General features: G+C 35.5%; 16 protein-coding genes and 1 riboswitch. Of the genes, 8 read left to right on the plus strand and 8 right to left on the minus strand.

Annotated features, from left to right (window positions below):
• Positions 1 to 149: 149 nt before the first annotated feature.
• Entirely contained in the window at positions 150 to 833 is a 684-nt protein-coding gene (locus FH508_RS19405; protein ID WP_173479524.1) for an ABC transporter ATP-binding protein, read from the minus strand.
• A 1-nt stretch (position 834) separates the two neighbouring features.
• Positions 835 to 1,869 carry an ABC transporter permease gene (locus FH508_RS19410; protein WP_173479523.1) on the minus strand — a complete coding sequence of 345 codons (1,035 nt, stop codon included), beginning with the start codon at positions 1,867 to 1,869 and terminating at the stop codon, positions 835 to 837.
• A gap of 478 nt (positions 1,870 to 2,347) precedes the next feature.
• Positions 2,348 to 2,431, plus strand: a riboswitch (cyclic di-GMP riboswitch).
• A 238-nt stretch (positions 2,432 to 2,669) separates the two neighbouring features.
• Here FH508_RS19410 and FH508_RS19415 point away from each other — a divergent pair.
• Positions 2,670 to 8,474, plus strand: coding sequence for an NPCBM/NEW2 domain-containing protein (locus tag FH508_RS19415; protein ID WP_173479522.1), 5,805 nt, complete (start codon positions 2,670 to 2,672; stop codon positions 8,472 to 8,474).
• A 173-nt stretch (positions 8,475 to 8,647) separates the two neighbouring features.
• Here the strand turns inward: FH508_RS19415 and FH508_RS19420 are convergent, their stop codons facing one another.
• Both FH508_RS19420 and FH508_RS19425 read right to left on the minus strand, forming a co-directional pair.
• Positions 8,648 to 8,944 (minus strand): hypothetical protein, encoded by a 297-nt coding sequence (locus FH508_RS19420; protein ID WP_173479521.1) that lies wholly within the window; start codon positions 8,942 to 8,944, stop codon positions 8,648 to 8,650.
• Positions 8,945 to 9,285: 341 nt separating this feature from the next.
• A complete protein-coding gene (locus tag FH508_RS19425; RefSeq protein WP_173479520.1) occupies positions 9,286 to 10,968 on the minus strand; it encodes a methyl-accepting chemotaxis protein in 1,683 nt (560 codons plus the stop codon).
• A 239-nt stretch (positions 10,969 to 11,207) separates the two neighbouring features.
• Between FH508_RS19425 and FH508_RS19430 the strand changes: the two genes are divergently transcribed.
• Positions 11,208 to 11,579 carry a hypothetical protein gene (locus FH508_RS19430; RefSeq protein WP_173479519.1) on the plus strand — a complete coding sequence of 124 codons (372 nt, stop codon included), beginning with the start codon at positions 11,208 to 11,210 and terminating at the stop codon, positions 11,577 to 11,579.
• Between the two features lie 55 nt (positions 11,580 to 11,634).
• On the opposite strand, the gene FH508_RS19435 is transcribed toward FH508_RS19430, so the two are convergent.
• The 3 genes from FH508_RS19435 to FH508_RS19445 form a co-directional block, all read right to left on the minus strand.
• On the minus strand, positions 11,635 to 12,504 hold the full coding sequence (locus FH508_RS19435; RefSeq protein ID WP_173479518.1) for a M23 family metallopeptidase: 870 nt from the start codon (positions 12,502 to 12,504) through the stop codon (positions 11,635 to 11,637).
• Between the two features lie 103 nt (positions 12,505 to 12,607).
• Complete coding sequence (locus FH508_RS19440; RefSeq protein WP_173479517.1) at positions 12,608 to 13,069, minus strand: GNAT family N-acetyltransferase; 462 nt, start codon at positions 13,067 to 13,069, stop codon at positions 12,608 to 12,610.
• A gap of 109 nt (positions 13,070 to 13,178) precedes the next feature.
• Positions 13,179 to 13,886 carry a DNA alkylation repair protein gene (locus FH508_RS19445; RefSeq protein ID WP_173479516.1) on the minus strand — a complete coding sequence of 236 codons (708 nt, stop codon included), beginning with the start codon at positions 13,884 to 13,886 and terminating at the stop codon, positions 13,179 to 13,181.
• 379 nt (positions 13,887 to 14,265) lie between these two features.
• On the opposite strand from FH508_RS19445, the gene FH508_RS19450 reads away from it, so the two are divergent.
• On the plus strand, positions 14,266 to 15,444 hold the full coding sequence (locus FH508_RS19450) for a NupC/NupG family nucleoside CNT transporter (RefSeq protein WP_173479515.1): 1,179 nt from the start codon (positions 14,266 to 14,268) through the stop codon (positions 15,442 to 15,444).
• A 947-nt stretch (positions 15,445 to 16,391) separates the two neighbouring features.
• On the opposite strand, the gene FH508_RS19455 is transcribed toward FH508_RS19450, so the two are convergent.
• Positions 16,392 to 17,240: an MBL fold metallo-hydrolase gene (locus FH508_RS19455; RefSeq protein ID WP_173479514.1), complete on the minus strand. Its 849-nt coding sequence runs from the start codon at positions 17,238 to 17,240 to the stop codon at positions 16,392 to 16,394.
• Between the two features lie 537 nt (positions 17,241 to 17,777).
• On the opposite strand from FH508_RS19455, the gene FH508_RS19460 reads away from it, so the two are divergent.
• The 5 genes from FH508_RS19460 (at position 17,778) to FH508_RS19475 (ending at position 23,483) form a co-directional block, all read left to right on the plus strand.
• Positions 17,778 to 18,719, plus strand: coding sequence for an AEC family transporter (locus tag FH508_RS19460; protein ID WP_139860486.1), 942 nt, complete (start codon positions 17,778 to 17,780; stop codon positions 18,717 to 18,719).
• A gap of 10 nt (positions 18,720 to 18,729) precedes the next feature.
• Positions 18,730 to 20,397, plus strand: a complete 1,668-nt coding sequence (locus FH508_RS19465; RefSeq protein WP_139860484.1) for an amidohydrolase — start codon at positions 18,730 to 18,732, stop codon at positions 20,395 to 20,397.
• A gap of 462 nt (positions 20,398 to 20,859) precedes the next feature.
• On the plus strand, positions 20,860 to 21,066 hold the full coding sequence (locus FH508_RS24175) for a DUF3311 domain-containing protein (protein ID WP_173479513.1): 207 nt from the start codon (positions 20,860 to 20,862) through the stop codon (positions 21,064 to 21,066).
• Positions 21,067 to 21,090: 24 nt separating this feature from the next.
• The gene (locus FH508_RS19470) at positions 21,091 to 22,509 is read left to right on the plus strand and encodes a sodium:solute symporter family protein (RefSeq protein ID WP_173479512.1); all 1,419 of its coding nucleotides are present in this window, start codon (positions 21,091 to 21,093) and stop codon (positions 22,507 to 22,509) included.
• Between the two features lie 32 nt (positions 22,510 to 22,541).
• A complete protein-coding gene (locus tag FH508_RS19475) occupies positions 22,542 to 23,483 on the plus strand; it encodes an AEC family transporter (RefSeq protein WP_173479511.1) in 942 nt (313 codons plus the stop codon).
• The last annotated feature ends 1 nt before the right edge of the window (position 23,484 follow it).

Raw genomic sequence — 23,484 nt, forward strand, 5'->3', positions numbered from 1 at the left:
GCGAAGGCGATTGAGCTTTACAGATTATAGTCGGCTACGCAGAAAGTAACCGCCATATTAGAGGAAAACAGCATACAGCAAAAAAGCGTTAGATTGACATGGGTGTCAATCTAACACTTTTTTCGAAAACCTTTTAGACTATAAATGAATCACACATTTTGAACAATTTTGCCGTCATTCATTTTAATGACTTGATCTGTATAAGCTAACATTTCTTCGTCATGAGTAACCATTAACGTTGTAATGTTTAATGTTTTGGTAAGGTCTCTAATTAACTCCATGACGTCCTTCGATCTTTTGGAATCTAAACTTGCTGTAGGTTCATCGGCAAAAAGAACTTTCGGTTTATGAATAATCGCTCGCGCAATGGCTACTCGTTGCTTCTCTCCTCCTGATAAGGACGAAGGATATGCATTTTTCCGATGGTCCATCCCTACTAATTTTAAAATACGCTCTACCTCTCTTTGCTGCTCGTGTTTCTTTAATGCTGATTCCGACACTTCGAGCATAAGTAATAGCTGTTCTTCTACTGTTAGAAAGGGAACTAAATGTGCAAATTGAAAAACAAAACCAAATTCACTTGCCCGCACTTGTCGCACTTGCTCAGCAGTCAAAGCCGTCATATTTTTCCCTTGAAAAATTACTTGGCCCTGCGATGTAGGTTGTAGCCCAGCAGCAATCGTTAATAGTGTACTTTTACCAGACCCCGAAGCACCTACTAAAGCTGTTACTTCTCCTTCTTTAAGCGTCATATTAATGCCTTTTAATATTTCTTCTTGCACTTCACCATTCGTAAACGTTTTTCTAACATTCTCCATTGTAAATAGTGTCATATTAGACCTCTCCTTGCTGTATCGCTTGTAATGGCTGAATTTTTTTAATTTGAATACCTGAAATCGTTGCACCAATAAATCCAATAATGATGAATACGATCGACAATTGGGTCGTCGTTGCCAAACTTAAACTAAACGGCATTCCTTGCGGTGCAATTTGATTAAAAATTTGACTCAGTGCAATCGATAACGCCAGTGAAATAACGGTAATAACGACCATTTGCGTCCAAATCATTTTAAATAGCTTACTTGTTTTTAAACCGATTGCTTTTAAAATACCGTACAAACCAATCTTTTGAACGTTCATCATATAGAAAAAGATTGCAAACAACATGCCACTAATCACAACTAAAAACCAAACAATCATATTAAGAGACATCTGTTCTGCGCTATAACTAGGAATCGTATTTAAAAAATCACTTTTCGAAAATGCTTGTAAGCCCGTATACGCTTGTGAAGCATCTCCATCTGGCGTGAAAACTAATTGCATTTCATCAACTCGATAAATTTCTTTGTAATCCTCCATGCTAATATAAGCTACAGGTGCATGACTATATTTCTTTTGCTCAACAAAGCCTTTTACAATAAACTTGCCACTAAATTGATTATTCGTTACTGTATCGCCTACCTGTATACCTTTATCCTTTAGTGAGCTATCTAAAATAATTTCCTCATGTTTCACATTTTCAAATAGTGGTGAATCGGTAGCAGTGACAAAGGCAACGCTTTGTTGCTTGCCAGCCTCATCATTTATAAAGCCCATTTGAATTGAAAAAGCTACAGCGTCCTTTTGTTTGTTTAACATGTCATTTTGGGTACTGCTATCTATTTTTGACAGATTGTACGTTTCATCTGCCTCCTCATTCATATAAAACTGTCCTGCTGGTAAATCTTTAATTAACGCAGCATTGTCTTGTGATAATCCATTTGCCAAACCTGAAATAATAAAGGTTAGTAAACTCACCAGAAAAACAATGGAACCTAAAATCACAAATCGCACTTTATTTTTCTTCATTTCTTTTAAAGCCAGGTTCATCTTAAAACCCCTCCTATTTCTTTTCACATTTTTAGAATATAGAGCCTACATGAACAGAGCATGAACTGAAAATGAACGGAGAATGAACAAACCATTACAAATGAAATATTGTACCTCATTAAAGTAAAAAACCTTCTACTCATAAAACAAAGTAGAAAGTTAACAGTTCTAAAACCAGAAAAACATGTACAGCAATATTTTAGCATTCCACCATTTTGAAAGTTGTTTTCGCTAATTGTGTACTAATGTCGCCGCTGAAAATATTTTTGTTTATCAACACGTGACAAAAGTAGTTTACAACTAAACTACCCTTCTCTTACTAAAGTAATTTACACCTAACATATTGCCTATCAATAGAATACATTATTATACCATTCAGTCATAAACCTTCACCATTTTACCCTAAAGAAGGGTGGTAAAATATAGGACAAATTGTTCTGTGGTAATTATTTTCACTATGCTATTCTTTATAGTAGAAAAATTGAATAGGCAAACCTAAGGAAATTTAGGGACGCAAAGCTATAGGGACTAAGGTTTATAACTATGTCAGCCAGTTGCCGAAGAGTACATACTACTTTTTGTTTAGTAAGGTCATAAAAAAACAAATTACTGAAAAATATTTTTTTAATATAACTTCTAAAAGATAAATCGTTTATCTTTTAGTTTTTCAGTGCCTATTACAAATGGGTATATTTGTATATTTTTTATATCCTTATTTGAGATAAAGCTACTCTTTTATGAGTAGTTTTTTTATGTACTCCATAGGAAGAAATTCAAAACTTCATAAGGAGGAATGTAATATGAAAGTTGTAAAGATTGTAACCGTGTCTGCTCTAGCTTTAAATTTAGTAGGCGGACCAATGAATGTTTTGGCAAGTGAAAATCCTAATGGGAATATTGTCAAAACTACAGCTGAAGCAAGTACTAAGCATTCGATCGCTTCAGTGAAGAAATTTGATTTGTATGGTAAGGATATTTTAAAAGCATACGATGATGTATTTAAAATGGCCATTACAAACATTAAGTCTATTACGAACAACGGTGGAAAATATGCAAGTTCATCTATTGATAAAGCAATTGATGGCGACATGAATACCCACTGGGAAACTGGAAAGCCAAATAGTGCATCGTTCACAAACGAAGTCGTAATTCAGTTCAATGAAGCAACTACGTTAAATAGAATGATTTATGCAGCTCGTCAATCATCTACAAAAGGCAAAGGCTTTGCCCAACAGTTTGAGATTTATAGCTCAACAACGGATGCAGATGATGACTTTACACTTGTTTCATCAGGTGAATATAAAGGATCTACTGGTGATATCGTTGAAATTCAGTTCCAACCTACAGAATTTAAACGAGTAAAATTCGTATTCACAAAAGCAAATCAAGATTGGGCAAGTGCTTCAGAGTTTCAGTTTTATAAAGAAGATACAATCTCTGACAAAATGGCAACTCTTTTTACTGACGACACAATGAGCGCTGTTAGTGACAAGTTCCATTCGATTGATGCAATCAATCAATTAGATGCTGAAGCACAAGGACATCCGTTCTACGCTCAATTTAAAGAAGATATCGACAATGCAAAAGCACTACTAAGCACCGAAGCAATCGATGCAACAACAGCAGTAACTTCAACATTTAGCCATTTTGCAAACGAAGCCTACTCTCAGTTATTTAGAATGGACTACAAAAACATTAAGAGCATTCGCAATAACGGCGGACACTGGGCTAGTGCTGTTATAGAAAATGCCATCGATGGTAATGTCAATACATATTGGGAAACAAATAGTAGCAACACAGCTACATTCTCAAATGAAGTAGAAGTCGAATTTATAGAGCCTGTAACATTAAATCGCGTTGTCTATGGAGCAAGACCATCGGACCGTAAAGGCTTTGCAGAGGAATTTGAAATTTACGCTTCACAAACATCCAAAGGTGATACTTATGAGCTTGTTGCAACAGGTAAACATAATATGGTTGCTGGATTAGTAGAAGCGAAGTTTGAACCAACAACATTTAAACGAGTGAAATTCAAATTTAAAAAGTCCAATCAAAATTGGGCAACACTTTCTGAATTAGCGTTCTATAAAGAAGATACAGTAAACGATAAGATGGCGAAGTTATTTACAGATGGAACGATGAATACTGTTTCACCAGAATTCAATAGTATCGAGCTAATTCATGCACTAGAAGAAGAAGCAAAATCGCATCCACTATATACTACTTATCAAGAAAACATTGAGTTAGCTAAGAAAGTCATTAAAGGTGAGGTCGTTACAGAAGGAAGAATTATCGTAGCGGAACAACACGGCAACATGGTGAAGCATGCTAACGAAAACTTAAAAATCGGTTTAGGTAATAACCTTCAACCAACAGGGCTTGCTGCCCAACCAGGCGATGAAATCATCGTTTATGTTGACGCAGTGGCAAATGGTCCACTACCTCGCTTATCCTTTACACAACAAGAAGGTGCTTGGAACAGTTGGAGAAGAGATGTCAGCTTAAATGTTGGTAAAAACGTGATTACGGTGCCTGCTATTCCAAAAACTTCAGCTTATAACAAGGCTGTTACACCAGGGGGCACAATTTACATTGATAACCCTTATACAGCTGAACAGCAAGGAAAAGCACCGACATTACGTTTTGAAGGCGTTGAGCGAATTCCTTTTGCAACGAAATCGACGAATGTTGATGAGTTCAAACAATTTTTAATCGACTATAAGAAGAAGTTAGATGAAGACAAAGCGAAGCATCCAAAGGTTGAAGATCGAGAAGTACTTGATATCGTAGAAGTTGTTAGTGACCATTTATTCTGGACAGGTACTGCAACAGGTGCTTATAAAACGTATATTGAAAATGGCTATAGCCCACTACAAACTATTGAATCGTACAATCGTCTAATGGACGAATTATTTAAATATAACGGTTTAGATGGTCATAATGAAAAAAATGATCCGAAATTAATTCGAGAAAATGTACGACTTGCTCAGCCTTATGCATATATGTATGCAGCTGGCGATCATATCGGCACATTAGATGATGTTGTGTCTGATATTTTAGTGCCTATCGAAGAAAAAGGCGGATCATGGGGCGTTATACATGAAATCGGGCACCGTATGGATATCGGCGTAAGAACTTACGGTGAAGTAACAAATAATATGCTACCACAGTATATGTCAGGATTTTACGGCAAAATTGATGAACGTATTCCATATGAGTCGAACATCTATAAAAATGTACTGAAAGAAAACACAAAAGATTATAACGACCAAGGCCTATTTGAAAAACTTGCTGTTTATTGGCAACTTGAAATGTATAGTCCAGGCTATTGGGGTAAATTAAACTCATTATATCGTGAACGTAATGTTTCATTAAAAGATGGTGAACAATCTAAGCAACAATATTTAGTCGAATTCTCTTCAGAAGTACTTGGTTTAGATTTAAGTGAACATTTTGCTCGTCACGGGTTTGTTGTAACTGACGAAACGAAAGAAAAAACAAGCAAATATCCAAAACCAGATAAAAAAATATGGTATTTAAATAATAGTGCATTCGACTATAAAGGTAATGGTTTGAAAGGTAAAGAAGTAAATGTATCATTTGCTGCAAACCAAGCTGCCAAAACTAATACATTAAATTTATCAATCGATAAAGCGTACCAAGAAGATTTCTTAGGCTATGAAATTTATCGAGATGATGAATTAATCGGCTTTACTAGCACTGCACAATTTATCGATAAAAATGTGGATACAACAAAAAATTATACGTATAAAGTGGTTGGTTACGACAAGAAGTTAAATACACTAAAACCAGTAGAGGTTAAGGCATTTACACCTTCCCTTTCTACTGAAGACTTTGTCACTATTAAACTACATCAAGCATTTGATCCAATGGATTATGTAAAAGCAATTTCCTATAGTGGTAAAGATATTACGAAAACAATTAGCATCAAATCCAATACGGTAGATGTTACACAAAAAGGTAGCTATGAAGTTGTTTATGAAATAAATGATGAAGGCATCAAACAAACAAAAACAATGAACGTCAACGTTATAAGCGACATGCAATATATTTCTGATATGACAGCGAAATCGGCAAAAGTAGGTTGGGGCTCATTACAAAAAGATAAATCAATTGCTGGCGGTACCATTACATTACTAAGACAAGGTATGGATGCTACCTACGCAAAAGGGCTTGGTGCTCATGCAAACTCTGAAGTCGTATATGATATTGAAGGAAAAGGCTTTGATTTCTTTGAAAGCTATATCGGCATCGATCAAGCAGCAAAAGGCCAAAAATCTTCTGCTACGTTTGAAGTATGGGTCGATGGTGAAAAGAAATTTGCAAGTGATGTCTTCAGAGCCAATACTGACCATGGCTATGTTAATGTTCCTGTTACAGGTGCAAAAGAAGTAAAGTTAATTACAACGGATGCCAATGATAGCGGCAATTCATCCGACCATACAATTTGGGCAGATGCTAAATTTGGTAAAGACTCAAGTCTCCCGACGTTAACACTATCTGAAGACTTGACTCTCGTTAAATTAAACAGTGAATTTGATGTTCTAAAAGATGTAACTGCCTCTGATATTGAGGATGGCGATTTAAGCAAGCACATCCAAGTAACAACGAATGGCTTCAATACAAATAAAACAGGTATTTACCAAATCGAATATACAGTAACGGATAGTGATCATAACGTTGCAACAGCGACAAGAAATGTATATGTCTATAGCGATGAGAAATTCGCCTCAGATATTGGCTGGAAATCTGCTCAAACAGCGTATAGTACTGTCAACAAAGACAAATCTTCTTCAGGTGGTTCAATAAAAGTATTAACAAATGGAGACGTGAAGGAATTTGCCAAAGGGATTGGTACACACGCAAACTCTGAAATCGCCTATGATTTAACAGATAAAAACTACGATTACTTTGAAACACTTGTTGGTATTGATCGCAATATCGCTGAAAACGGAAATTCTAGCGTGACATTTAAAGTATTAGCTGATGGGCAAGAAGTATATAACAGTGGTGTTATGAAATATCAAACAGAAGCAAAACTTGTGAGAGTACCGCTTCAAGGTGTGAAAGAATTAAAACTAGTTGCTAATGATTCTGGCAATGGCAATGCTTCAGATCATGCAAACTTTGCTGACGCTAAATTCTATCTTTCAAATGGTAAGCCAGAATTAACAATTCCTAAATCAGTCGCAACAACAGTAGGAACGCCTATTAATATCGACGAAACCTATTCAGCAATCGACGCTGAAGATGGTGATTTAACGTCTCAAGTACAAGTTACTGGCTTAGAACAAGTGAACTTCAATCGAGCTGGTCACTACGACATTACGTACACAGTCGTGGATAGTGATGGCAATGAAGTAACGAAAAAACGCACAATTTCTGTAGTAAATATGGAAGATTATCATTACTTAACTGATTTTGAATGGCAATCTACACAAAACAGCTATGCAGCACCTGTTAAAGATATCTCTATTAGTCACCATGCAATCCGCTTAACAGGCGACGATGGTCGTGAGAAAACATATGAACGAGGCATCGGCGCACATTCAAACTCAACCATCATCTATGATTTAACAGATAAAAACGCAGATATCTTCTCTGCTTATGTTGGTGTGGACCGTCAAATGTATGGTTCAATCGGCTCTGTTACATTCCAAGTGTTTGTTGATGGCGAAAAACAATTTGACAGTGGCTTAATGCAATCTCGTGACCCTGAAAAGTACATTGAAGTAAACGTGACTGGCGCGAAAGAATTGAAACTTGTCGTAACAGACGGTGGCAATGGCAATGGCTCTGACCATGCATCATGGGGTGATACAAAATTACACTTTGCTAATGCTGATCGCGTATTCACTGAAGATTTAACAGTATCACTTGAAGATGCGAAAACTATTAACTTAGAAAACTATACAGAAGAATCAATTCAAGCTTTACAAGCGAGCATGGCGAAAGCTGAAGAACTGCTTGCAAATTCACAAGCTACGCAAGCCCAAATCGACCAAGCTTTAGAGGAGCTAACACAAGCAAAAGCTTCGCTCGTAGAAATTGACTTTAATCAAATCATTGCGATTGCCGACAACCATCTTAAAGTGGCTATTCAGCAAACACTTGGACTGTCGGGAGAAATCACTTTAGGTGATATGATTACACTGACAAGTCTACATGCACCAAATGCTCGTATCTCAAGTCTAGAAGGCTTACAATATGCTAAAAACTTAACATCCCTCGATATTTCGGGTAATAGTATTTCAGATTTCTCACCATTGAAAAATCTAAGTCAATTAGACAACATTACTGCACACCCACAAGTTGTGGAAGTATCTAGCTTAACGGGGCCAGAACTAACAGTGGAAAATCTAGTTAAAGGATTAGATGGAAACTATCTAAACCCTTACCAAATAGCACTTAGAAATACGAAAACAATGAAAGAAATTTCAGTAGATGTGGACCAACTTGCACCGAATGCAGACCACTTTACAATCGATCTTTCTCAAGAAGAACAAGGCATGTACATGCTAGTCATTGCGTATAAGCTAAACGCAGATACACTTATCCAATTAACTTATTTTGTAAAAAACTAGCCATGTTGCTGTCATAAAAACTCCTCCCCTTTTAAATAAACGCCTACGGATTGTCCGTGGGCGTTTTTGATTGTAGATAAATGCGTGCTTACAAGAAAAACCCCAAACGTCCCGCTTTGTTGAAGCGTTCCTATTCGAGGTTTAATTCATATTCTCTATTCACTATGCCATCATCAATGAACTTTAATAAGAGCTTCCAAATCTAACTCACTCATTTTAAAATACGTGATAAATCGTTTGGACAAAGCTTGTGTGATGGCCCCACTTTGTTCATCATTCAATGGTTTTGCATAAACTAAGACAACGCCAATATTTTCGTTGTCCTGTTCCAAAGGATTGATTACTACATCTTCTTTCAAAATTAACGCATTGCTCATAGCAACAAAATTTAACACCGTATTTTGCAACATTATTCTTTCTCTTGGATTTAACCCCACAGTATCAATTATTTCAACCGTAACATAATTCATACTTTGCACCTCCATAAAATGCTGTAAAATTTCTTTTTTTATTTTACTATTTTTATTTGACCAAAAAACTTTTTGCAATAATTTCGTTAAAATATATAGGAGGAGTTAAATATGAAAAAGACTATGAAATGACTGCATTAGGCTTACGTTTAATCGGTGTTTCATTTATTAACCCTGTTATTACTGAAGTGGGATGCTATGAGACGGAAAAACTGGCGATATAGTACCATGTAAATAAAGAGTTAGTGTAGAGAAGAACCATATTTACTTCAGCTAAACATCGGAAGAAACAAAATGACGGACAGCACTTTAAGCTGTTCGTCGTTTTTTGTTGTAGTCATTTAGATTTTAAAGTGACTAACAATTGTTTGTAAGTCCATTGCTTGATTGCTTAAATCATTTGCGACTGCGCTTATTTCTTGTAAAGTTGAAAGCTGTTGTTGTGAAGCTGCTTGTGAGCCTTCTGCCTGTTCAGCTGTCGTTTCTGATAAAGCAGCAATTTGTGTGACTGAGGCAGAAACTTGTTCAGTACTTGCGGAAATTTCCTCTGTCACAGCAGAAATGTTTTCAATCTGCGTTCTCATATGATCAACTGCTTGTACAATATCATTGAAAGAAGTCCCAGCATTTTCGATTATTTCGACACCTGTTTCTACTGTATGTAAGCTGTCACGCATTGCCTGCTCCACATTTTTCGTATCCTTTTGTATTTCATTCGTAAGTGTGACAATTTGTCCTGCAGATTTATTCGATTCCTCTGCTAATTTTCTTACTTCATCAGCTACTACAGCAAATCCTTTCCCAGCCTCCCCTGCACGTGCAGCCTCAATTGCAGCATTTAATGCCAGAAGATTCGTTTGTTCTGTAATGCCTGTTATAACTTTTGAAATATGCTCGATATCTTCGGTTTGTTTACTTAAGCGTTGAATAAGTTCAGTCGTTACTTTCGTTGCATCATAAATTGTTGTCATTTGGTCACTTGCCGACTGAATGTTCGTGACACCTTGACTTGCAACATCCGTTGTCTCAGAAGCGGAAGTTCGTAGGACATGTGAAGATTGTGCAATATGTTGTACAGCACTAGCTGTTTCGTCCATTGCGACAGCATTTTCCCGTGCTGATGTTGCAGTCGTCAACGTGTTTTCAGATGCGACTTCTGCTTGATTTGCGATATCAACAGAAGATGCCGTCACTTCTTCCGTTGAAGCACTTAATTGTTCAGCAGACGCACTTAATTGACTAGCGCTTTCTGCAAACTGATTTAAAAGTCTTCTCAAAATATCTTTCATAGAATTAAAATCTACCGCAAGTTGACCTAATTCATCCTTAGAGCGAAGTTGAATATCGTCAGCGGTTAAATCCCCCGCTGCAATTGTCTTTACTCCTTGCTGTAATTGACGTAGGGGTATTGCAATCTTTCTATTCAATACATAAGCAATGCCACTCCCTACTAAAATCGACACTAAAATAATGCTAATAGCGATAAAGAAAGATTCTTTTGCATTTTGATTTGCTTCTTGCTGAGCTTGATCGAAATTGGCTTCAATTAAATCTTTTAACTCATCAGATGCATCTATTGCTTCCCCACGAATAGGAATAACATTTTTCGTGTAATAAGCAGCAGCTGCAAAAACGTCTTCATTTTGATTTAATGCGATGACCTTTTCAAGTTCATTTTCAAACGTATCCACTTTTTCACTTGCATTACTTAACGTTTGTTTCGCTTCCTCTGAATCGAATTGTTCCTTCAGTAAACTCATCGTTTCATCTACTATCGCTTGTGTTTCACGCACATGATTTAACGACTCCTCATCTCCTAAAAGATATGTTTGTACTTGTGACCCTTCCAAAGCTATGTATTTATTAAGATCCCCTGTCGCATAGAGCTGTGGGAGACCGACTGCTAAAGTACTATTATAATGCTTACCGATATCGACAATTTGTAAATAAATACTTGAACTAGATACAAGTGTTATCAACATCATTGTCATAAAACCTAAAACTAATTTCTTTGTGATAGACATACTAGACCCTTTTTTCAATATAATGGTTATAATTAGTCATTATAGACTATATTTGAATTTTTATCTATACAGTATTTACTACCATTAAAAATTTATTTAAAATGAAACTATCCCGATTAATTCAAAAAACAGTAAGTATTTTAATAATTATTACTACTGCCATCTGATACTATAATCACAAAATTAATAATTAGTTTATAAAAATGGATATAAAATTTTTAAAAAGAAGGAGATTTTCAATGAGTACTGATTTTTTAGAAAAAAAACTACGTGAAACCTTTTCACATTTGCAATCTATAGAAGGTGTAAAATCGGTTGATGTCATTTTAGAGGTTTTAAACGATAAGAAAATTTTCCCAGAAATCACTACATTAATTTACAATTCAAAATACGAACTAGTTTATGTATATGAGGAACAAAGAGTAGTGTTAAAAACTATTCAAGATGGCATTACTATCGATACACCTTTTATGAACGAAATACACTTAATTTACCAATATAAAGACATGATTGAGTGTATTCTAACAGGCATCATTGCAACCGATAAAATTAAAAACTACTCCCTTAACCTGCTTTCACTTAAATATAGTGAGTTAATCCAAAGCATTTAAAAAACAAGAAAGAACCGATGAACAAGAAATTCGCTCATCGGTTCTTTTTTGTCTATTATTTTGTAAAATCACCTTGTATCGGTTCTTTACCTTCTGGAAAACGAATACGTATCGACTGACAATTCATATAGTCTTGGGAGTCCATCACTTGAAAATGGATATGTGGCTCTGAGGAATTTCCTGAATTTCCGCACAGGGCAATCGCATCTCCTTGTTTAACTGTATCTCCTATTTGTACAAGACTGGATTTATTTTTCAAATGGGCTACCATGCTATATTCTTTATTATTATGTTCAATAACGATTAAATTTCCAGCTGGTTGTAATGCATTCATTTCGCCAGGAGCATTATCAGTTAAATGATCAATTACCTGTACAACTTTACCGTCTGCTGGTGCCAGCACTTCTTTATTAAAAGCGTAATAGTTTTCATTGCACATTGCAGAATCTTTAAATGTTGTACCGTTCTTCATAATTACTAAATCATATGCATACCTTTGCGTTTCATAAGCATAATGGTAATTGATAAATTCATTTACCCCACCCCAAAATACATACCATTCTTCATTCACAGGCATGATATATGTATTTTGCGTATACTTTTTATCACTTTCTGGAAAACTCAAAAAAGGTTTTAATAATAACCCATGTATCCTATTGTGTGAATCCATCATGACATTTATAGCTTTTTCTTGCTGATCATCTACCCAAATATATGAATGTACATTATTTAATGTTGTCTCACTAATTAATTCATAGTTTTTAACATTCGAGTTAAAGGATCTCGCCAGCTCATTAAACTGCTCATAAGAAATCATCTCTTTAAAGTCTTCATTACATTGCTTATAAATCTCATCAAATTGCTCATGTAAAAAAACTATCCCGAAATTTTGAGGTGTTACTTGTTTAATAGAACGACTTCGCATATGAAATATCCCCTTTACAAAATCTTACTATTAAACATATACGGTTGTTTCGGCAATAAGTTTCACCTGTAAAGTGCCAGGCACACAAACCTGGAAATTTTCGCTAGGAGTTATTATGTTGACTTATCCATTCATATTGAATATCAGGTAAATTTTCTTCATTTTCATGCCCTCTACCGATAACTACAAATCCATGCTTTTCATAGAAACGTTGTGCCTTTTCGTTTATTTCAAATGTATATAATGTTAATCTCCCACTTGATAGGCTTTTTGCTTTATTTAATAATGTGCGACCTATACTAAACCCTTGATAATCGACATGAATATATAGTTGGCTTATCTCACTATCATGATAGGCAATCATCCCAACAACTGACTCTTCCATAAATGCTAAATCTATTTGATATTGCTCAAGTAATATATGATTTAAAAAATAAACATGATCTTCAAAGCTGTGTATTTCTTTTTGACCAATGGCCTTTTCCTTGCTATCACGCCACATTGCTACTGTTTCCCTAGAAAATTCAGGGCTGTATGGTATAACAGAGATTTTATGTTGGTTCATTAAAGTCCTCCTTACAAGACTAACTTGCGGGGTAATGTCTATTTAGCAGTAATAAAAACCCTCGAAACTCAAGGGTTAATGATGCTCACACTAGGTGATTTCGGTACTTTTAACATCTAACATATTTACGTTTAAAGCCAATTCTTCCTTTATCAACTTCCTTTTGAATACTTTCATAAGCATGAAGGAAGCTACTTTTTTTATTGTCCTTTTTTAGTTCTACTAGCCCTACCGCTTTAGCAGTGGCAAGCGCCATGTCGTGCAGTGGTATATACGAAATACCTACTGTCGTTAGGAAATTATTCATGGCAGATTTCGTTCTTTCTGGCGAATCGTGAATTGAATTTTTCACGTTTTCTAGCATAGTGGCAATCTTATCCTCGGAAAATTCAATATCTTTACGATTTCCTAAAAGCCAGCAGTAGCAGCTCCAGCCCGCTGACATCCTCAGCTCTTCCCCACTAGCAATCCATTTATCAGCAACTTGTTGGGCAATATCCGCTTCGGCTAACGTAACAGCTACTACATAATCAGACAACATATAAAAATATGCAGAATCCATCCAACGGTCAAAATCGGACTCCGTCATTGCTTTAGGATCGGCAATAATGCCAGCAAAATACATTGCGTCATAGTTCCCCGATGCATAAAGCTCTTCAGCTAAAGGTTGATTAATTTTTATTTTCTTCGCTATAGGCTTCATTGCACCTGTTGCCACTCCAAAAAGTGGCTCATGTGCACCATTGGACATGTATATTTTTTTAGTTCGTTCCTTCCCTAGCGCCTCAAGTTCTTGCATTACCTCTTCCACATTCATTAATTTGCACTCCCTTCATTAAATAGGTTTGTCTATTTCGAATATATCACCATTATCTTATATCTAAGTATCATTTGTCAGCCGAGCTATTAACTAAATTCAGGTATGTAAATAAGTGTATTTTTCATCCTTTTATTTCCTAAGACTCACCAAAAAACTCGTTTATAATCATTTTTTTTGCTTTTTTATCAACTTTCTATTAATATCACTTAGTTACCATTAAACAGAAAAGCTTAATTAAAATTAATACGTACGGTTTCTTTTTATTAAATTGGGCAATATACACATTATAACTACAATCAAAATAAAAAAAGTTTCTAATGCGAAAGGTTTTATGAAAAGCTAACACATCATGTTTTAATTCATCAGGAGGTTACATATGCAATACATTATTTCAATTATAGGTATTCTTATTGTGCTATTTTTGGCATGGTTGGCAAGTACCAATCGTAAAGAAATAAAATTCAAACCAATTATCACCATGATTGTTATTCAAATTCTATTGTCATTGTTATTGTTAAATACAGAATTTGGGTTAATTATTATTAAGGGCATAGCTACTGTTTTTAACAAGTTGCTCGAATATGCAAGCGAAGGGGTTTCCTTTGTCTTTGGCGGCTTAGCGAACGAAGGGGAAGCGCCATTCTTTTTAACAGTATTACTACCTATTATATTTATTTCTGCATTAATTGGGATTTTACAGCATCTAAAAATCCTTCCGTTTATTATGAAAGGAATTGGATGGGTATTAAGTAAAGTAAACGGAATGGGAAAACTTGAATCTTATAATGCTGTTGCTTCATTGATGGTCGGCCAATCAGAGGTTTTCATCACATTAAAAAAACAGCTCGGTCTACTTTCTAAACAGCGATTATATACTCTATGTGCTTCGGCCATGTCAACTGTATCCATGTCCATCGTAGGTGCTTATATGACAATGCTAGAACCAAAATATATTGTGACGGCATTAGTTCTAAATCTATTTGGTGGTTTTATTATCGCTACAATTATGAATCCGTATGAAATTGACCCGAACGAGGATATTTTAGAAATAGAACATGAAAAGCAATCCTTCTTCGAAATGCTTGGTGAATATATTCTTGATGGCTTTAAGGTTGCCATTATCGTCGGCGCCATGTTAATTGGGTTTATTGCATTGATGGCTGGATTCAATAGTGTGTTTGAGCTATTGTTTGGCATTTCGTTCCAAAGTATTCTAGGTTATATCTTTGCACCAGTTGCCTTCATCATGGGGATTCCTTTCTCTGAAGCAGTTAGTGCTGGATCAATTATGGCGACTAAACTGGTAACGAATGAATTTGTGGCGATGTTGGATTTATCAGGAGGCGATCATCACTTTAGTGAACGTACAATGGGTATTCTTTCTGTATTCCTTGTTTCCTTTGCCAACTTCTCATCGATTGGTATCATTGTCGGTGCTGTAAAAAGTCTCAATGAAAAGCAAGGTAATGTAGTCGCACGCTTTGGCTTAAAATTATTATTTGGTGCTACTCTTGTAAGCGTGCTATCAGGTATTATTGTTAGCTTAATTTTATAAAAAAGAAAAAGGAAGTGGCGGACACTACTTCCTCAGTTCATCGACAAAAGGCATTAAGAAGTCAATTCTTAATGCCTTTTTTATCGGTGTCAGGCACTCAAACAATTCTCAAACAATTTCATTAGTTGCGGGAACAGCACAGCACGTAAGACGCAACAATCCGCGCGTTAGCGAGGGTTGCGGCTTACCCTGTGCCCGCGGAAAGCGTCGCCCGTAACGGAAATCAACCGCAGTATTCTTCTAAAGTTATTTTTTAATAATTGAGGCAGACGACTAAGTGCAATAATTGTGCTGTATTTTATCCTTTTCCTCTGCAAGCGAATGTGACACTAGTTGATTGAAGTGAAGGGTGCGTCTCCTGCGGGAACAGCACAGCACGTAAGACGCAACAATCCGCGCGTTAGCGAGGGTTGCGGCTTACCCTGTGCCCGCGGAAAGCGTCGCCCGTAACGGAAATCAACCGCAGTATTCTTCTAAAGTTATTTTTTAATAATTGAGGCAGACGACTAAGTGCAATAATTGTGCTGTATTTTATCCTTTTCCTCTGCAAGCGAATGTGACACTAGTTGATTGAAGTGAAGGGTGCGTCTCCTGCGGGAACAGCACAGCACGTAAGACGCAACAATCCGCGCGTTAGCGAGGGTTGCGGCTTACCCTGTGCCCGCGGAAAGCGTCGCCCGTAACGGAAATCAACCGCAGTATTCTTCTAAAGTTATTTTTTAATAATTGAGGCAGACGACTAAGTGCAATAATTGTGCTGTATTTTATCCTTTTCCTCTGCAAGCGAATGTGACACTAGTTGATTGAAGTGAAGGGTGCGTCTCCTGCGGGAACAGCACAGCACGTAAGACGCAACAATCCGCGCGTTAGCGAGGGTTGCGGCTTACCCTGTGCCCGCGGAAAGCGTCGCCCGTAACGGAAATCAACCGCAGTATTATTATTTTGAATTAATAACCATTTACAAAGTTAGCGATTGTTTCGCGTTCATCTTCTGTCAGTTCTCTTTGTACGTGTTTTTCATATTCCTTAATAATGTTTTGTTGGTCTCCACCAAGACGATCTGTAAAGTTGGCAATTGTTCGAAGCTTCACCACTTCTTGATTAAACTCTTCTTTTGAAATCGGCTTTTGATGGGAAGGGATATATGTGTCTGCATCAAATTGCTCTAAAACATCCAATAATCGCAGTGTTTCCTTAATTGTATAATTTTCTTTTACAGCATAAAGATTAGGATAAATGCAGTCAGCAAGGAAAAGAATCTTTTCTTCTTTAATATAGACAACTACAGAATCCGCTGCATGGTCCCCTCCAACATGTTGAACAATACAAGTTATCCCACCTAGATCAATTTCCACCCGTTTATCAAACGTCATATCTGGTAAAACAATATTAATATCACGGTGATCTTTGAATTCTTCTTTAATCGCTCTAGCGCAAAATTCAATTTCAATTCCCTCTTTTACACGCTCATCGATCGCTTCATCTGACCAAGAGAACGGAATTAATTTCTCCATTTCTTCCTTTGTTGCGCTGCTAGCAATGGAAACGAGATTACGTAATGCTGAAAGGCCAAAAATATGATCCCAATGCCAGTGCGTTAAAACTACCATATCCGCATTAGGAACCCCCATTTTTAAAAGTTCATCCTGAAAATACTGTACATGATCTTCCGAGTTACCTGCATCGATCATTAATGTTTTGTTATTGCCTACTACCATTCCTAGAATGGGACGATCGGTTTCTGAGATTGGCGTAATAAACCAAAAACGGTCACCTATTTTGTTAATTGAATGCATAATAAATTATCTCCTTCCATTTATAATAGTTTAATTCAAAAAGCATAAATTTACTATTTAGAAGAAGTTTTTTAATACAAAAGAGGGTAAATACGCTAAACCAGACGAAGGAAATAGTACTGTTCTTTGTTGTCCAATACTTAGATAATGCAGCAGTAATAATAGCTATAAAAAAATTATATACTAGAAATAACTATGTCACATTTTTAAAAACGCATAATAATTCTCTTTCGAATTATTTTTTTCTACTTTAAACCATTTTTATGTTGACAATCGTAATTTAAATTTTATATACTATTCCAAATTAAACCTCAAAAGGTAGATAAACCTAACTATACTGGTACGTACATCACAATAAGTTATTTTATTTACTTTTTAGAAAGGAGTTATTCTCTATCCATCAATACTATGTGGTTATGTAGTGTCCCTCTTGCATTTTACTGAACTTAAAACGTTATATTATCAGTTTACTGAAATCTAAGTCTCTATGTGCATTAAAAAATAGTTTACTAATGATTGTTTTAGGAAGTGCATTTAATGGAGTATACTGTTGTCTTTGAATCGATTTTATTGATAGGATTTATGATTTTAATAGGTGTATTACTTGCTCGGATTACGCCGATTAATGATAGTACTCGTAAAACCTACACGCTCATTATCGTAAATGTCGCGATGCCCTGTATTATTCTATCGAGTATCTTTAAAGTAGAAATCGATCATTCTATTCTTAAAAATATTGGTATAGTCTTTGGGCTGTCAATTATTATTAGTATAGTTGGCATTTTAATAGGATGGCTATCCATCACTATATTTGATAAAGATAGTACGATGAAACCTGAAGTTGCCCTTCTCTCTGGACTTGGCAATACAGGCTTTATCGGCATACCATTATGTGCGGCTATTTTAGGGCCTAAAGGTGCCTTATATGCTGCCATTTTTGATGCAGGTGTTGATTTGGTCATTTGGACTTTTGGCGTTATGTTGCTGCAAAAGTCGGTAAAATTTTCATTTAACACGCTGAAATCGATGATTAATATTCCTACCATTGCAATTGTGTGTGGCTTATTATTCGCTTTTGTTAATTATCGTCCTCCTATGATTTTTATTACGTTAACAAATCAATTAGCCGCACTTGCCTCTCCACTCGCCATGTTTTATATCGGAATACTTATAATGTCTGTAAATAAAATGCAATTTACAGCACTAAAAAGTAAATCGATTATTCCTACACTCGTTAAACTCCTAGGTTTGCCGGTTGTAGCATTCATAATGATAAGGTTTATTACGCTCGATCATGTAATTGCACAAACTTTATTAATTCAAGCTACAATGCCTGCTTTGACATTGTCATCTATTTTATTTAGTAAATATAATGCGAACGATAAATTAGGTGCAATTGTAACAGTAATTTCAACAATTTTTTCTTTATTGTCAATACCATTGCTTCTTTTAATTTTTGTTAAATTAAATTACTTTTAGGAGGAATTATATGATGAATGTTGATTTACTTATAAGAAATGCAAATATTATCACTTTAGATGCTCAAAATACTCGTGCTAATGTTTTAGCTTCTTATAGAGGAAGAATTGTAGGAATATGGTCTAAAGCGCAATTTAAGCAGGCAGAGGATTCGTTAGTTCTCGAAATAAATGCAAAGGAACTCGATTTAAATGGAGCAACATTAATCCCGGGTTTCATTGATACACATAATCATCTATTTATGTATGCCTTAAATAAGGCCCAAGTAGATTGTTCATCTCCGCATAATAAAAGCATTGCAGATATTGTATACAATTTAGAGGCGTTTCATAAGAAGCGAGATGACAACAGTTGGATTTTGGGCTTTGGTTATGATGATACAATGCTCATAGATAACAGACACCCTACTCGAGAAGACTTAGATAAAGTAAGTACAGATCGCCCTATATTTATCCGCCATATTTCAAATCATATTGCCGTTGTCAACTCCAAAGTACTGGAACTTGCGAATATTGATGCTTCTGTGAACGATCCTGAAGGCGGTCATTACGGACGAGATGCTGCGAATAATTTAAATGGGGTTTTATATGAACATGCTGCTATGAGCTTTGTTTACGATCATATTCCTGCTCCTTTAAAAGAAGAATTCATGGATTTAATTCGTATTGCTGCGCAAGATTATGTTGAACAAGGAATCACTACTAATACAGATGCAGCGGTAGGACAGGCAGAATATGATATTCATATAGATGCAATAAACGATCATATACATCCAATGAGAATGCGTTTAATGTTTATGTACAATGTGTTGTTGGAAGATGGCTTTTTCGAAAAATACGATGCAAATCAACTAAATCAAAAAATTTTAGAGGACTCTAATGGCATGGCTAAATTAGATAGCGTGAAGCTATTCCAAGATGGCTCTATTCAGGGGCTTACAGGAGCATTACGACAACCATACTATAGTGATCAAAGTTTATATGGGGATCTTATTTTTCCACAACAAACTTTGAATGACTTCGTATTAAATTTCCATAATCGGGGCTTTAGAATTGCCACACACGGTAATGGAGATCGTGCGATAGGTTCGATCCTTGAAGCCTATCAGCATGCACTTGAAACGTCTCCTCGGAGTGACCATCGTCATCGAATTGAACATGTGCAAACAGCTACACCAGATGATTTGAAGTTTATGAAAGACTATCAGATTGCTGCTTCATTTTTCATTAATCATATATATTTCTGGGGTGACCGCCATAAAAATATCTTTTTAGGGCCAGAAAGAGCAGAGAGAATAAACCCATTGAAAGAAGCAGATGATTTAGGTTTATTGTTTACATTACATTCGGACTGCCCTGTTACGCCAATCTCCCCGCTTTTCTCAATATGGGCAGCGGTTAATCGCGTAACGAGCGGAGGGCACGTACTAGGTGAAGCTCAAAAAATTGATGTTGAAACCGCTTTAAAATCAATGACGATTTACGGCGCCCTATTGAACTTCGACGAACAAGATATCGGTAGTATTGAAATAGGGAAATTAGCTGATTTTGCAATTTTAGAAAAGGATCCAACAGCCGTTGATCCGATGACGATAAAAGATATTCATATTTTAGCTACCATTATTAATGGTGAAATTGTATTTGAAAATAAAGAGTTAGCATTATCAAAGTTAAAATAATTACTATCTCCCCAAATAGTAACTATTTATAAATGTTAGACAAACTACTGACGATCCCCATCCGTCAGTAGTTTTCCGAATATTCAAAAATCATACCAGTTCTGTATTGCGCCCTTCATTCCCCTGTGTTTTCATTGTTCTCTTAGTAAAATTATTCTATTATTTCGTTGATATTATCAGAATCTTTAGACATACTTTATTCATCACATTTCCGAGTCCCAATATCCTCTTTTCCACCTTCAAATTTAAGTGAAAATACCTATAAAAGATATTTATATACTAAATAATAATTCTCTTTTAAATCATTTTTTTCTACTTTAACACCATTATTATGTTGACAACCTTTTTTAAAATTTATATACTATTCCAAAATAAACCATGGAAATGTAAATGAATATAACGCAACTGGTACGTACGTCATGACAAGTTATAGTTATTTACTTTTTAGAAAGGAGTTATACTATGTCCCGCAAAACAATTTTGAATGTCTTTATTGGTCTTGTTATACCAGTTGTTTGTATACCTGGTGGGTTAATTTATTTTCGTTACTCCGAACATTTTATTTTAGGTTTTCCTATTCTTTATTTTTGGATGTTCTTATGGTTCATTCTGACATCTATTTGTATTTCTTGTTCTTGGTTTTTCTTCGATAAAAAAAATTATGATTAATTAATTTACAAGGTGGGATGGATAATGGCAGTTGCAATTTTCATAGGTGTTCTTATTTTTTCTCTAATTCTAGCAGTTCTTTCAAAAGGTAAATCGAAAAAAGACAACGTAGCAGATTATTTAGTTGGTGGAAGATCTTTTAACGGATTTATCTTATTCTTCCTTGCAATCGGTGAAGTGTATAGTATCGGAACAATTATTGGGTTTCCTGGAGGTATATACGCAAAAGGGGCTAGCTACGGAATTTGGTTTCTAGGATACATTCTTTTAGCCTATCCAGTAGGCTACTTCCTTTCACCTCTTATTTGGCGGGCTGGCAAACACTACAATGCGATGACCGCTCCTGATTTATTCAAAAGCCATTTTTCTAGCAGACCTTTAGAATTACTAGTGGCTTGTACTTGTTTACTTTTCCTCATTCCTTGGGGACAGTTACAGTTTGAAGGGCTTATAGTTGCTTTAAATGCTTTAGGCTTCGATTTCCCACCTATTATTGCTGTAATCATTGCTGGGGCTATTGCATATGTGTATGTTGCGATTTCTGGAGTAAAAGCCCCTGCTGTTATATCAATTTTAAAAGATATTCTTTTATTCGCAGCTATTATTATCGTAGGTTGGGCAGCCTTTTCAAAACTTGATGGTGTAAATAATCTATTTACTACTGCAAAAGAACACGGTGCTTCATTATCTTTTGGTTCGACAGAACAAGTTACGTTTTCAATAACGACAATTATTTTCCAAGCAGTAGCTTTCTATTGTTTCCCATTTATTATAAATGTATTGTTCACAAGTAAATCAGAAGGGACAATTAAGCGTGCTCAAAGGTTTATGCCACTGTATATGCTTATGTATCCATTCTTAATTGCTTCGGCATATTTTGCTCTAGTTGCTTTACCGAACATTGATAACCCTAACCATGCATTTATTGCAACTTCCATTGAATTATTACCTTCATGGGTAGTTGGATTAGTAGCTGCTGGGGCCGCACTATCAGGGCTACTCGTACTAGCCGTTATTTCTTTAGTAGTTGGTGGTATTTTTACTCGTAACATTGTGACAAGTATTCCAGAAAATAAACAACGTAAATGGTCACAAGTTGTTGTTATTGTTTATTTATTAATTTCAATGTTGTTAACTGTATCTCTTCCAAGTTTAATGCTAAATCTAATTAACACAGCTTACTTTGGCTTTGGTCAAATATTGCCTGGTATTCTTTCCATTATTTTTTGGAAAAGAGCTACTGCGATAGGGGTTGGTGCAGGTATTCTAACGGGTACGGTAATCGCATTATCCTTCCAATTTGCAGGTATTAGTATTTTTGCAATTAATACAGGACTGATTGCATTATGTTTCAACTTCCCTGTGTTGATTATTGTGAGTCTACTAACATCTAAAAACAAACAGTTGCTAACACCGATAGTAGCTGTACGCATGGAGAAATAGTTTAATAATGATCGTTTTAGGAAGTGCATTTAATGGAGTATTCTATTGTCTTTGAATCAATACTATTAATAGGATTTATGATTTTAATAGGTATATTACTTGCTCGAATTACACCTATTAATGAAAGCACTCGTAAAACCTATACACTAATCATCGTGAACGTTGCGATGCCCTGTATTATTCTTTCAAGCATATTTAAGGTAGAGATTAGCCCTACTATTCTTAAAAATATTGGCATGGTATTTATATTATCTATAATGATTTGTCTAATTGGCATTTTTTTAGGATGGCTATTGATTACTATTTTTGATAAGGAAAGTACGATGAAACCTGAAGTTGCCCTTCTCTCTGGACTTGGCAATACAGGTTTTATCGGAATACCTTTATGTGCTGCAATTTTAGGTCCAAAAGGTGCTTTATATGCCGCAATTTTTGATGCAGGTGTGGACTTGGTCATCTGGACTGTTGGGGTTATGCTGTTGCAAAAAACGATGAAATTTTCATTTAGCACGTTAAAATCGATGATTAATATTCCTACGATTGCAATTGTATGTGGCTTATTCTTTGCTTTTGTTAATTATCGTCCTCCCGTTATTTTTATTACATTAACTAATCAATTAGCTGCACTGGCATCACCACTTGCTATGTTTTATATCGGGATACTAATTATGTCTGTAAATAAATCTCAATTTACAGTACTGAAAAGTAAATCGATTATTCCTACTTTAGTGAAACTTCTTGGTTTACCGATTGTAGTATTTATCATAATTAGTTTTATTACGGTCGATCATATCATTGCACAAACTTTACTAATTCAAGCAACGATGCCTGCTCTAACATTGTCGTCTATTTTATTTAGTAAATATAATGCAAATGATAAATTAGGTGCTATTGTCACAGTTATTTCAACAATCTTTTCATTGTTATCGATACCGTTACTTCTATTAATATTGGTTAAATTAAATTACTTTTAGG

Origin of the sequence: Lysinibacillus sp. CD3-6 (assembly GCF_006351725.2) — a bacterium.
Taxonomy (GTDB): domain Bacteria; phylum Bacillota; class Bacilli; order Bacillales_A; family Planococcaceae; genus Lysinibacillus.